Origin of the sequence: Cypionkella sp. TWP1-2-1b2 (genome assembly GCF_049896245.1) — a bacterium.
Lineage (GTDB): Bacteria > Pseudomonadota > Alphaproteobacteria > Rhodobacterales > Rhodobacteraceae > Cypionkella.
In genome coordinates this window covers 18,461-30,002 of sequence record NZ_JAFCTX010000045.1, presented here as the reverse complement: position 1 = coordinate 30,002, position 11,542 = coordinate 18,461, and the positions used below count along the sequence as shown (strand labels likewise).

General features: G+C 56.6%; 11 protein-coding genes and 6 pseudogenes. 5 read left to right on the top strand and 12 right to left on the bottom strand.

Annotated elements, in window-relative coordinates; translation table 11 throughout:
• A partial coding sequence (locus tag ACP7AP_RS20915) for a transposase (protein ID WP_426037324.1) occupies window positions 1-369 on the bottom strand: 369 nt, incomplete at its 3' end.
• A gap of 57 nt (window positions 370-426) precedes the next feature.
• Window positions 427-780: pseudogene (locus ACP7AP_RS20910) on the bottom strand (transposase); the annotation flags it as partial.
• On the opposite strand from ACP7AP_RS20910, the pseudogene ACP7AP_RS20905 reads away from it, so the two are divergent.
• Window positions 766-1,101: pseudogene (locus ACP7AP_RS20905) on the top strand (transposase); the annotation flags it as partial. The pseudogenes ACP7AP_RS20910 and ACP7AP_RS20905 sit on opposite strands and share 15 nt — an antisense overlap.
• A gap of 718 nt (window positions 1,102-1,819) precedes the next feature.
• Here ACP7AP_RS20905 and ACP7AP_RS20900 read toward each other — a convergent pair.
• Both ACP7AP_RS20900 and ACP7AP_RS20895 read right to left on the bottom strand, forming a co-directional pair.
• On the bottom strand, window positions 1,820-2,233 hold the full coding sequence (locus ACP7AP_RS20900; protein ID WP_426037322.1) for a hypothetical protein: 414 nt from the start codon (window positions 2,231-2,233) through the stop codon (window positions 1,820-1,822).
• A 236-nt stretch (window positions 2,234-2,469) separates the two neighbouring features.
• On the bottom strand, window positions 2,470-3,387 hold the full coding sequence (locus ACP7AP_RS20895; RefSeq protein ID WP_426037320.1) for a LysR family transcriptional regulator ArgP: 918 nt from the start codon (window positions 3,385-3,387) through the stop codon (window positions 2,470-2,472).
• Between the two features lie 76 nt (window positions 3,388-3,463).
• On the opposite strand from ACP7AP_RS20895, the gene ACP7AP_RS20890 reads away from it, so the two are divergent.
• Both ACP7AP_RS20890 and ACP7AP_RS20885 read left to right on the top strand, forming a co-directional pair.
• A complete protein-coding gene (locus ACP7AP_RS20890) occupies window positions 3,464-3,919 on the top strand; it encodes a hypothetical protein (RefSeq protein ID WP_426037332.1) in 456 nt (151 codons plus the stop codon).
• Complete coding sequence (locus ACP7AP_RS20885; RefSeq protein ID WP_426037328.1) at window positions 3,807-4,535, top strand: fatty acid desaturase family protein; 729 nt, start codon at window positions 3,807-3,809, stop codon at window positions 4,533-4,535. Before ACP7AP_RS20890 ends, ACP7AP_RS20885 begins: the two co-directional genes overlap by 113 nt.
• A 229-nt stretch (window positions 4,536-4,764) precedes the next feature.
• Here the strand turns inward: ACP7AP_RS20885 and ACP7AP_RS20880 are convergent.
• A pseudogene (locus ACP7AP_RS20880) lies at window positions 4,765-4,938 on the bottom strand (transposase domain-containing protein); the annotation flags it as partial.
• A 71-nt stretch (window positions 4,939-5,009) separates the two neighbouring features.
• Here ACP7AP_RS20880 and ACP7AP_RS20875 point away from each other — a divergent pair.
• Together ACP7AP_RS20875 and ACP7AP_RS20870 are read left to right on the top strand one after the other, a co-directional pair.
• Window positions 5,010-5,688, top strand: a pseudogene (locus ACP7AP_RS20875) (DDE-type integrase/transposase/recombinase); the annotation flags it as partial.
• Window positions 5,685-6,104 (top strand): annotated as a pseudogene (locus tag ACP7AP_RS20870) (IS21 family transposase); the annotation flags it as partial. The pseudogenes ACP7AP_RS20875 and ACP7AP_RS20870, both read left to right, overlap by 4 nt.
• On the opposite strand, the pseudogene tnpC reads toward ACP7AP_RS20870, so the two are convergent.
• The 7 genes and pseudogenes from tnpC to ACP7AP_RS20835 form a co-directional block, all read right to left on the bottom strand.
• Window positions 6,098-6,889: pseudogene (gene tnpC, locus ACP7AP_RS20865) on the bottom strand (IS66 family transposase); the annotation flags it as partial. The pseudogenes ACP7AP_RS20870 and tnpC overlap by 7 nt on opposite strands.
• A 79-nt stretch (window positions 6,890-6,968) precedes the next feature.
• Window positions 6,969-7,289 (bottom strand): IS66 family insertion sequence element accessory protein TnpB, encoded by a 321-nt coding sequence (gene tnpB, locus ACP7AP_RS20860; protein WP_426037318.1) that lies wholly within the window; start codon window positions 7,287-7,289, stop codon window positions 6,969-6,971.
• A gap of 29 nt (window positions 7,290-7,318) precedes the next feature.
• Complete coding sequence (locus ACP7AP_RS20855) at window positions 7,319-7,513, bottom strand: hypothetical protein (protein WP_426037330.1); 195 nt, start codon at window positions 7,511-7,513, stop codon at window positions 7,319-7,321.
• Window positions 7,453-7,614 carry a transposase gene (locus ACP7AP_RS20850; protein ID WP_426037326.1) on the bottom strand — a complete coding sequence of 54 codons (162 nt, stop codon included), beginning with the start codon at window positions 7,612-7,614 and terminating at the stop codon, window positions 7,453-7,455. Before ACP7AP_RS20850 ends, ACP7AP_RS20855 begins: the two co-directional genes overlap by 61 nt.
• Window positions 7,615-7,959: 345 nt before the next feature.
• Window positions 7,960-9,234 carry a hypothetical protein gene (locus ACP7AP_RS20845; RefSeq protein WP_426037316.1) on the bottom strand — a complete coding sequence of 425 codons (1,275 nt, stop codon included), beginning with the start codon at window positions 9,232-9,234 and terminating at the stop codon, window positions 7,960-7,962.
• 302 nt (window positions 9,235-9,536) lie between these two features.
• Window positions 9,537-10,871: an ATP-binding protein gene (locus ACP7AP_RS20840; RefSeq protein WP_426037314.1), complete on the bottom strand. Its 1,335-nt coding sequence runs from the start codon at window positions 10,869-10,871 to the stop codon at window positions 9,537-9,539.
• Window positions 10,871-11,518: a response regulator gene (locus ACP7AP_RS20835; protein WP_426037312.1), complete on the bottom strand. Its 648-nt coding sequence runs from the start codon at window positions 11,516-11,518 to the stop codon at window positions 10,871-10,873. The genes ACP7AP_RS20840 and ACP7AP_RS20835 overlap by 1 nt, the downstream gene beginning before the upstream one ends.
• Between the last annotated feature and the right edge of the window lie 24 nt (window positions 11,519-11,542).

The window sequence follows — 11,542 nt, the reverse complement described above, 5'->3', positions numbered from 1 at the left end:
CAATATGACCTTGATCAGGTTGCCCTGCGGCTCAACACAAGGCCGCGGAAAACGCTTGGCTTTCAGACGCCCGCTGATACCTTTGATCGAGCCGTTGCGCTGACCGGTTGAACCCACCGTCGCCTTTTTTAAGATGTCCCGTTCCTCCGTGACCCGAGCCAGATCACGCTTCAGACGACGGATCTCATCGGCTTGGGCATCGACCTCCTGGATCACCTTCGCTGGCCGCGAAAACTGCTTTTGCCAAGTGTAGATCGACTTGGTGCTGATACCCAAACGCTCAGCCACCTCGCGCACCGGATGGCCGCGATCATCAACTTGCGCGACAGCATCACGCTTGAACTCGTCTGTGAACCTTGTGCCGGACATGTGTGTCTCCTTGCTTCCAAAATTACCAAGCAAGGCGTCTACAAATCTAGGGGCTATTCAGGCTTTAGTGACGGGTATGCCGAGAGCGGTGAAGCCGTTCAGGACGGCCACACGGATCTGGAACTCGGCGACCTGACGATCAAAGTCCCTCGCGGCCAGTCGCTGGCCGAGCAGTTTGACACAGTGCATCTTTGTTTCGACCCGGCTTCGGCGGTGATAGCCGCTCCATCGTCGCCAGATGGTTCGACCGAAGCGTCGTGATGCGCGCAGGGCTTCGTTGCGCGCGATCGCTCCGGGGCTGTCGGGCTTCCAGGGCTTGGCGTTCTTGCGGGGCGGAATGATCGCAGCCGCGCCGCGAGCGGCGATGACGTCGTGGCACTTGCGCGTGTCCAAGGCACCCGCCGTTGCCACACGGCCATCATTGACCGGCAGGCCACTGCAATCATCCCGATCCGCAAGAACGGGCGGCCGTGGAAGGAGGACTGTCCGGCTGCAATCGCTAGAAACGAAACCCTGCGTGCCACCCGGCACTATGGCAGGGCATTCTGGAAGCGCTGGACCGGATACCACGTCCGAAGCCGGATCGAGGCAAAGATGCGGTGTCTCAAAGCCTTCGGTGAGCGCATCGCCGCCAGAGACCCCGACCGTCAAACTGCGGAAATCCAGATACGCGTCGCCCTGATGAACCGCTTCTCGGCCCTCGGAACGGCCGAGATCGTCCGCGTGGCCTGATCCCGAAGGGGAAAGGGGCAATCATGCCTCAGGCGTGAGTTACGCAACAACGCCCATCAATGCCATGCGAGCAGACTTCATGTAGCGGACAAAGCCGAAGTCTATTTAGTCATTAAAGATAGGAAAAACACGCAGGCCGCGCTGAAAATCCCGAAAAAATACACTTGTCGTCTGGCCGCCCTCACTGATGCAAAAGCCTCTGGAATCTGGCTAAGGAAGTCTTCGTCCGGATGGCTTCGGTACTCGGTAACACACACATCGTATTGGGGGTTCATCGGGATTCCATTCTTGCATCACCCAAGAAAGTTAGATCTTGGGAAAGGCCGCGCGGGGGGCAACCTGCGCGGCCGTACTCGTTAACTACACTATCAAAGCAACTCGACTCGTTACCTGCGATGGGTCAGTTAGTAAAAAATAATGCATCATAAGAATTTATAATAGTAAGGATTTTCGAAACAGTTTGTTGATAAAAATTGCTATAGGCTTCGACCCTCCTTGACCGGATCATTGCGCGCCAAGAGATCGCGCACGCTTCTTCTTGATTTGTGAACCGCTGTATGAAGGCAAATGGATCTGTCAGACTGCAGGGGCCGCCAGCTAAGACGAAGCCCCTGTTGGATGCGACTAAGGCCGTTTTGTGGCTGAGCATCTGTTGCCCAACATATCCTTCGACGGGCACCGATCACCATAGCACTCACAGTGCTCTGACCGCTCCTAATCAACCTTTGGAGGTAGGTTGCCCGTATGCAAGAATGATTCCATCGAGTTTCATGCGAGCGATAACATTGGCCCCGTTCACGTCCTCGATCCCTAAGGCGCCGCAGTTGGCCAGTACATCAAGGGTCGCGCGAATGGAGGCCGGCGACTGAGTTTGGTTGTGTCCAACAGATGACACGTTTGCGGCAGCCATGCGCCGGCACAGGTCAACGCTGGTTGCTTCCCCTCCAAATTCTTCGATCAGCGTGCGCAAAACCAAGACATGAAGCCCAAAATCCACTTTGACGACCGGCTCGCTGTGTCTCGCGCCTGCAATATAGGGAGCCTCCGCAGTATACGGAGGAAATTTTGCAGGGCGCGGGGATGTCCAAGCGCGTAGTTGCAACATGCGTGGAAACAAAATGCGATACTCCACTTTTAAAGGTCATTCGCAGAACTTCGACGCTATGCTCAGGTGACTAACGTTGATCAATGTGGCGCGATGATGCCTGTGGAGCGGTAAAGTTTGGGCATTTTAGGTCGCAAGGTCGGGTCAGTTCGACCTGCCAAGCTGTTAAACCATGGGATGCTAAACTGTACGACCGACCCTACGGTGTGTGTGTCGCCTTGGATTGACCCAAGCCAAGGGGAGTCAAAAATTCTGGGGTTTCACTAAGGCCTGAATGCATCCGTGACAAGATGCTTGGTTGCCTCTTCAAGCACGAGATCGCCAAGGCGCGTTAGGATTTCGCTGGATTGCATGCTTGCCTGCCAATGCAGAGACACCCGTGCCGCCTTACCGGGACTTAACTCTACCAACTCGCCAAGCGCGACCAAGGGCGTTGCAGCAATGCTGGGTATAAGTCCCCATGCCGTCCCGTTCCTGCAGCAAGCAATGTACCCCTCATATGATGGCACGAAATGAGTAGACAAAGGCACAGTTTCGCCAAAGCAAAGTGTCATCCATTGGTCTTGGATATTGTCCTTACGATTGTAGGCAAGACAGGTCGAGCCGCGCAGAGTATCCAGCGACACTCCCTTTGAAAATTCGGCCAGAAAGAATTCGGGCGATGCTACGGCGACGTAATCCATCGATCCAAGAGAAAGTCTGCGGCATCCGTGTATCGGCGTTTCGAGAGCCGTTATCACCGCAAGCGCATCTCCTGACTTCAGGCTCGCTTCTGTATGGTCCTGATCATCAGGAAGGACGTCTAGGCGGATCCCCAGTTCCCTCGACGCTCGCTTGATCACATTTGGAAACCATGTCGCCAAGCTGTCATTGTTTACTCCCAGGCGGATCGTTGCCGCACCGGCAATGTCGCCCCCCACAAGTGCGCGCATGCGCTGGTCGAGTTCCTGTTGAAGAAGTGTCACTTGTTCGACATGCCGACAATACTGTATCCCGGCCTCCGTCGGCAGGCACGGGCGGCCCCTAGCGACCAGAACGACTCCGGCTTTTTCTTCTAACTGCCTGATTCGTTGACTGACCGCAGACTGGGTCACTTTCAGCGCTTTGGCGGCTGCTTCAAAGCTGCCTTCTCGAATGACGGCAGACAGAATGATGAGAGAGTCGTAGTCGATGCGCGACATTTTTCACTTTACTACATAAGATTTTCTAATGCATGGCACAGACTTTTACTGGAAAAGTTGTGACAAGCAAGATCGGATGATTAAACTTGCATTAGCACTTCTGATGCAGGCGAAATTTTTGAACATCCGTCTTTCGAATTTATGCAAATGGTTCAACAATTTAGGTATCATGAGCCGGTTGGGTCGGGGGACACATGTCGGGACAGTCACTGCGCAGGAAGTACATCCTGCGGTTTTTCGGAATGAAAAGGTATTCGCGCATGATCGCTTGGGCGATCGTTTGTGGCTATTTTACTTTGATAGCAGCGTCGATCTGGTTTGGAAGCTACCTGCAGTCACATACTGCGAGCGTCGGGTCAGTACTTATGATGATGGCTACCGCGATCTTCATCGGAACGCGTTTGAGAGGCATAAACAATATAGTCCACGAGTGCTGTCATTCGTCGTTTTCCGACAATCGGCAAGACAACGTGCTGATTGGGCGCGTATGCGCATCAATGTTGATGAAAACGTTTCGAAAGTATCGGGATGACCATCTTTCTCATCACGCAAACAATGGAGACTACGAGAATGATGCGGAGTTCGCCGTCATCCAGAAGTTCGGTTTGCACGATGCGCTGACTTGGCGAACCATCATTAGGCACATGGCGACGCCACTAATGGGACGGCACCTTCGCGCATACACTGGCATCAGTCTGTCAGGCGATGATGGTCGCTTCTTCGTCTTTTTTAAACTGGTGCTCCTCGCTCTTATAGTCGCGTTCACTGTGTTCGCTCCGCTGACCTCTTTTGCCTTCGTCATCATCCCACTGTTTTACATTTATCCAACCTTGAACTTTTGGACCGATTGTCTGGACCATGCGGGACTCGTGGGGGCAGATGATGAACTTGAAAGCTCGCGCAACGTTCTTGCGCCTGCCGTGGTCCGCCTGATCTTTTTCCCTCGCAACGATTCCTACCACCTTGTCCATCACCTGTTCCCGCAGATTCCGGCGCGCCATCTCGATGTCGCTCATGCTGAGCTTTGCAAAGATCCAAGCTACAGAAGTCAATCCTCAGCAGTCCGTGCGCGGATTGGGAAATTTTCGAGGCTCCAATCGATTTTTCGTTGGAAGCGCCAAGAGGATTTTGAGAAACCGCACCCCTAAAATGAGCCTTTTGAAAGAGATGCGAGCTACTCTCGATGAGGAAAACACGCAGTTGTCGCGACATAATCCGGCATAAAAGGCAACCCATCCGATACGCTTCCGACTTGCAGAGCGGTTGTAGGACCTCTGCTAAACGGCGCCCTCGCCCTTCCGTTTTGACGACAGCAAGCGCGAATTGACATGTAGTTTACCAGTGCTCCTCGCCAGTAAGGCGTAAGCGCTGTTCTGATCACACCTTGATGGCGTAATTCCACGGCAGCAGATCGTCGATGTGGCTTTGTTTGTGGCCGTTGACGATGGAGGTGAGCGTGTTTGCCAGCCAAGCGTGGGGGTCGACGCCGTTCATCTTGCAGGTCTCGATGAGCGAGGCGATGACGGCCCAGTTCTCAGCCCCGGCGTCGTGGTGTTGATTTTCACCCAGAACTGAGCCGGTGGGGGTGCGGACGAAAAGTTGGACTATCTGGGAGATAGTTCATGTATTCCTACGAAGAGCGCATGCGTGCAGTGGAGCTGTATATCAAGCTCGGCAAGCGCGCGCGGGCGACGATTTGCCAGCTGGGTTACCCCAGTAAGAACGCTCTGAAGGGCTGGTGCCGTGAATATGAGCGTCGGCAGGATTTGCGGTCAGGATTTGCGCCACGGCCCCCCAAATTCTCTGAAGCACAAAAGCAGATCGCGTTGCTGCACTTTGCCGCTCACGGTCGTTGCATTTCGTGGACGATGCGGGCCTTAGGCTTCCCTGGCCGGGCAACATTGACGGCCTGGGTGCGCGACGCTTTTCGCGAAACCAAAACGGTTACGGTCGGTGAGAGCCTCTCTGACACGGCAATCTATCTCAATCTCGGAAAAGGTTGTGCAGCGCCTGATGAAGCAAGAGGCCTTGGTCATCACAAAGCCGAAACGGCGGCGTTACAGCTCATACCTCGGCGAGGTTAGTCCGGCGCCTGAGAATATCATCAATCGAGACTTCCAGGCTACCGCTCCGAATGAGAAATGGCTGACCGACATCACCGAATTCCACATCCGAGCGGGTAAAGTTTATCTTTCGCCCATCATCGACTGCTTCGACGGCCTCGTCATCAGCTGGGCAATCGGGTGCAAACCTGATGCCGATTTGGTAAACACGATGCTCGATGCGGCGATCGAGACGATCATGCGCGCGTGATCCAGCGCAGTCACAAGCTGCCGCCGAAGACGATCTACGAGTGGCGGCATCATCTGGCGGTCGTTCAGCGCAAGCCCGGTGCCCTTCGCAACGGCGCGCCATTCCTCGAATTGCCTCACGCGTTCAGACAGTTGCAGGATCACATGTTGCGCAAGCTTGGCGGTGACCGAGAGATGGTGGATATCCTAGCCCTCGTGCTGCACCATGATGAACAAGCCGTGCTGACCGCCGTGGAATTGGCACTGGCCGAAGGCGTGCCGACCAAGACCCATGTGCTGAACCTGTTGCACCGGCTGGTTGACGGCAAGGTGGTGGGCGGTCCCCCATTGGACACGCCGCAAGCACTAGCCCTGCAGCTCGAACCCAAGGCCAATGTCGAACGCTATGACGGTCTGCGCGCCCAGAAGTATCCGGTTTTGGTCTTTCGCGCACCCAGATCGAGAACCGGAGCGCGGGTCTCGTCCATGAACAGCTTGGTGGACCGCTTTAGGTCGGCCATCAGCGCATCATGGACGGGGCGAAGTTCGAAGGCGGCACGACCGACCCAATCCGCAAGGGTGGGCCGGTCTAGATCGACGCCCTGGCGGCTGTAGATCTGGGCCTGACGGTAAAGCGGCAAGTGATCTGCGTATTTGCTGACTAGCACATGGGCCACTGTCGCATCGGTCGGCATGCCGCCCGGGATCAGCCGCGCAGGGGCCGAAGCCTGAACCACACCATCCGTGCAGGACCGGCAGGCATATTTGGGGCGGCGGGTGACGATGACGCGGAACTGGGCGGGCACGATGTCCAGCCGTTCCGACACATCTTCCCCGATGCAATGCAGACAGCCGCCGCAGGTGCAGGTGAGGCTTTCCGGCTCGATAAGCTCTTCGACGCGCGGCAGGTGTTTGGGAAGCGATCCACGGTTGGCGGCACGCGGTTTGGCCGGGCGTTTGGCCGCCCGATTCTCGGCATCATCTTCGGCATGGATCTCCGCCATGGCCGCTTCCAGATCTTCCAGCGCCAGTTCGAACTGGTCCGGATCGCTCTTCTCCGACCGGCGTCCGAACGCTCCCTGTTTGAAGGCCGCGACCAGCTTTTCCAACTGTGCGATCCGCTCGTCCTTGCGCTGGTCACGCGCTTCTGCGGCGATCAGCATCGCCTTCAGTGTCGCAATTTCCCCAAGCAGATCAGCGGTGTTCGGCATGGTTGGCTTTTACCAAACCATCACAAGCGATGCCTCAAGAAAGCACCGAATGAGTCATCCTGCCGCAGGGCTGAACCGCTCATTCCACGGCTTCGGGAGCCTTCGCCTCGATGGCCCGAACCCGCCACCAGTAGAGCCCCGCAAACAGTGCCTCGAACTGCGCATGGTTTATCAGCATCAACCCGTCCGTCACGGCGGGCCAGGTAAACGTATGCTCTTCCAGCCGCTTGTAGGCCATCACCAGCCCGGTGGCGTCCCAGTAGAGCAGTTTCAGCCGATCTGCCTTCTTTGCGCGGAACACAAAAACTGTCCCCGTGAACGGATCTTTGCGCAACTCGTTCTTCACCATCGCAGCCAAGCTGTCATGGCCCTTCCGGAAGTCGATGGGCTTGGTTGCCACCATGACCCGCACTCGGTTCGAGGGAAAGATCACGCGCAGACTCGCAGCGCGATCACCAATTCTGCAACCCGAGCCGCAGGCGTGGCAGCATCAAGTCGCACCGTCACGGAGCCAATGACCAGATCAATTGTGCCAGTCACGATGGGCGGCTCTGATGTCTGTGTCACGACCACCGGCGCTGTGAACTCCGCCCCAGCCACCTCCGGCACAACCAGCTTGCCCATTCGCGCCAGCGTCCGCCACGAGACAGATGGTTTGCCTTCACCCCGTGCCGCCGCGCGACCTCGTTCACCGTGACACCCGGAACCACTGTCTCGGCAACCATCCGACCCTTTGCCTCATCCGACCATCGCCGCTTCGCTGCCGGAGCCGCCAGCAACTCCACAAACCCAACGGCCTCCATACTGCGCTCCCGATGGACTCCCACTGACACCTCCCGTGTAAATCTCCACGGAAAGCGCAATCGCAGCTTACAGATTCAGCAGGAAGGTGGAGTCAAGACAGCGCTTACAGTAAGGCACCACCCTTGACCGATTTCGTGTAGAGCGGGCGGCAAAACCGCCTGCGCTGAACCGACCTGATCACGGGGAGACCCGATCAGAATTGCGCACGCCGCATGCAGCTGATGGAAATTGCCCGTTTTAGCAGCGATGCGGGGCCGAACGCACGTTTAGGCACCAACAAGCGCCGCCATATGCTGGCCCATGGCACCCTCAATAGCGGTGGCAAACAAACCAGTCAGCACCATCAGACGGGCTGATAACTTCATGTCTTCACCCTTCAGCAGCGAATAGGTCATCACGGCAGCTCCCAGCGGTGCCCAGACCAAGATCAGGGTCGTGTTAAGTGCGTGGACGGTAAGGCGTAGCTGGGTGCTCAGGGGGGCCGGGAGCTCCTCGGGGTCCGCTTGGTAAAGTGCGTCACGGAGCCGGGCAAGTTCGAGGTTACGCGGGTGCGGCAGGGTAGGTCGATCATTTGCGATCTCTGCTTCAGACCGTGTTAGGGCGCTGGCACGTGTTTTGGCCCGTGCTCTCGCTCTAGCGGTCGCTGATTTGTCTGAGAACTTCAGCGCTATCAGTTCACCAACCTTTTCGTCTCGCGTGACTGCCACATCGGCGACTTTCTCGACGACTTGCATCAGATTACTTTCGTCAATCGGCGCGGGTTCCTTTATGGCACTCTCGGGCTCGCCTATCTCTTCAGCGCCCCGCAGCGCCACTGCGCGACTAGGCGATTGACGGGTCATCGCATCCGCAACCCAGTCAGGCTCCTGAAATGGGAAGAGTTGCATCAGCGGCGGTAGCTGCGCGACCAAGCTATCGAGCAAATCACTCGTCAGCTCCTCCTCGGTCTGATGCCAAAGGGTTGCTAACGCCGGAAAGCGGCCGTGGACACGTTCAACAATCCGCGAACAGATTTGTTCCCACCCATCGTTTCCGGCCAGCAACGAGATGCCGGGCAGCGGCCCGACCGATACCGTCATGCAGGCCGAATAGCCTTTGCCCGGCCTATCATCCCACCCTAGCGCAATTCTGGCGGTCGACAGGTCCAAGAATGCTATATCCTCGCAGTCCCATTCAAACAATACTTCTAGGCCGTAAGTTTGCACCAAAATCGAGTGGAGATCGCCAACAAGCCGAGCAAAATTCAGTGGCTGTCTATCCGCATACACCAACTGCGCAACTGTTCCGACTTGAGGCATGGACATGACGCTCTCCCTTATAGGTTGAGTTGGCGCAGAAACTGCGCCCGAAGTTGGAAAGAATTGTGGCATTAATAAGAAGTTAACCACGTGGTAATAGGTGGTATGACAGACCATCATCAGGTGCTTGCATTTATCCTTCACTGATGACGCATTTTGGAATACGCAATCTTCGCGACCATTCCGTGGATGCTGTTCGGCAGCGTTTTGATTATGCGGTCGGCGGCCATGGGCTGTCATCATCGTGGATTGACACCGTCGCGAGCGGCCAACCACGTGATCGTGATCGCTTGTCAGGGGAGCGCCGTTGAAGGGAGGAGGCCCGGTGGTCTCAGCAAGGGGCGCATCGTTTCGCTGTCATAGGCTCGTAATGCTGAACGGCACGCTGACGTTTCAAAGATAGCCGCTTGACCACCAAGTTTTGCCCACTCCCTCTGGCTGACGGACGCGCACATGGCGCGTCTTGAACCGCTCTTTCCAAGGAACAGGCTTGACCAAAACCCGCAATTAAAGGGCCAAAACACACACAAGCGGTCGGTCGCCGATCAAAGGCCATGTCTGACTGGCAAATGGCAGTCTACTTGAAGACCGCCCAGGTTCGCTGATTGCCCAAGGGTCAATGTTCCGCCATAGGCATTTACAATGTCCGATGCGATGGCAAGACCCAGACCGGTGCCGCGCGTGGCGGTGTCCAGTCGCCCGCCAGGCCGCAACGCCTCGACCCGATCCGGTTCGGGAATTCCGGGACCGTCGTCTTCGATGCGAACAAAGTTGAAATGTTCCGTGCGATGTGCACTCACAACAACCCTAGTACGACAGAACTTTAGGCCGTTCTCAAGAATATTCCCCAGCACGTCCTCCAGATCCTGAGCATCCATCGACACAGAAAGATCAAGGGGCACATGCACATCGAGGCTGTGCGCGTTGTCCGCAAAAAGCGTAGCGAAGGCTCGGGTAAGCCTCTCCAGCGATCCTCGCAGATTGGTTCCCCTTGGCGCTACGCTTGCTAGATTGGCCGCGCGCACGCGCGTCAGGGATCGGGTGATCTGCGCGTCGATGCGATCCAGAGCGTCTTGGGCCACATTCACAGTCTGCCCTAATTGATCGAAACGATGAAGCTCGTTGCGAAGAATGGCCGAGGGGGTTTTCAGCGCATGGGCAAGATCAGCGCCCTGCCTGCGTGTCCGGTCGATGATGTCGCGATTGCGTTTTAGCAGGATGTTGATGTCGTTCACTAACGGCGCGACCTCTTTTGGGTAACTGGAGGGATCAAGGGCCTCGTCGCTGTCCCACCGTTGGTTGATGTCCCGTTGCAGGGTCGTCAACGGGCGCAGAATGGCAGATGTCTGCAAAGTAGCTATGATCAGACCCAAAAGACCGACGATGGCAAATCCCGTCAGCAGGCTGCGGCGAATATCCCAGCGTTCCTGATCGAGTTCGGCCAGAGAACTTGCCACGGCAACGACCATCGGCGCATCGCCCTCTGCCTTAATCTGGCGCCAGGCAAGTCGCACTTCGCCGTCCGGGCCGACACCATCCGCATATTGCAGTTCGGAGGTTGCGGCTGGCAGCGTCAGAACGGCATCAAACAGTGACCGCGAGGTGACAATCGTTCCATTGAGTGCGTTGATCTGCCAGTATCGCCCTGAATAAGGCCGATCATACAGAGGATCGGTAAGTTCGGCGGCGATTGTGTCCGCGTCAAGCCCATCGTCGGCGAGTGCGACAGTCAACTGCAAGTGTCGCGCGGCCATTTCTGTGTCAAATCGACGCAACGCGATATCATCGACCGACGTGACCAAGACCACAGCGCCTACAAAAATCGACAGAATCGAAAGCCAGATGCCGGACAGGATCGCCCTGCTACGCAAAGATCGCATCAGGCCTGATCTATCTTATAGCCGCGGCCCCGAATCGTTTGTATCACCTCCGCCCCCAGTTTCTTGCGGAGCCGGGCGATGAACACGGCGATAGTGTTCGAATCCCGATCATCATCATAGGCGTAAATATGCTCGGATAGTTCCGTTCGCGACACCAAACGCCCGGCTTGATTGACGAGATAGGTCAACACCGCAACTTCTTGCGCAGTCAGATCGACGGCGATCCCGTTCACTAGCGCCCGACCCATGCGCGTGTCGAAGCTGAACGCCCCTATTTCGAACACAGCGCTTTGCTGACTCATCCGCCGGCGCAGCAGCGCCCGCACGCGCGCCAGCAATTCGGCCATATGGAAAGGTTTGACAATGTAGTCATCGGCACCGGCATCAAGGCCATCAACCCGCTGTGACCAGCCGTCTCTGGCAGTCAGGATCAGCACCGGGATCGTATTCTTTTCGGCGCGCCATTCGCGCAGGATGGAAAGGCCGTCGCGCTTGGGCAAACCAAGATCCAGGATGATCAAATCGTAGGGTTCCGTCGAGCCAAGAAACGCAGCCTCCTCGCCATCTTGAACCACGTCCACGACCCGGCCCTCTTGCGTCAGTGCCTGACGGATCTGGTCGCACAGTGCCGCATCATCCTCCGCCAAAAGCAATCTCATGCTATACAATGT

Excerpts from the sequence above, each read along its gene's own strand:
- ACP7AP_RS20850 (WP_426037326.1), bottom strand. The coding sequence starts at position 7,614 with ATGGTTGCCGAGACAGTGGTTCCGGGTGTCACGGTGAACGAGGTCGCG.
- ACP7AP_RS20845 (WP_426037316.1), bottom strand. The coding sequence starts at position 9,234 with ATGATGACAGCCCATGGCCGCCGACCGCATAATCAAAACGCTGCCGAA.
- ACP7AP_RS20895 (WP_426037320.1), bottom strand. The coding sequence starts at position 3,387 with ATGTCGCGCATCGACTACGACTCTCTCATCATTCTGTCTGCCGTCATT.
- ACP7AP_RS20855 (WP_426037330.1), bottom strand. The coding sequence starts at position 7,513 with ATGGGCAAGCTGGTTGTGCCGGAGGTGGCTGGGGCGGAGTTCACAGCG.
- ACP7AP_RS20840 (WP_426037314.1), bottom strand. The coding sequence starts at position 10,871 with ATGCGATCTTTGCGTAGCAGGGCGATCCTGTCCGGCATCTGGCTTTCG.
- ACP7AP_RS20890 (WP_426037332.1), top strand. The coding sequence starts at position 3,464 with ATGATTAAACTTGCATTAGCACTTCTGATGCAGGCGAAATTTTTGAAC.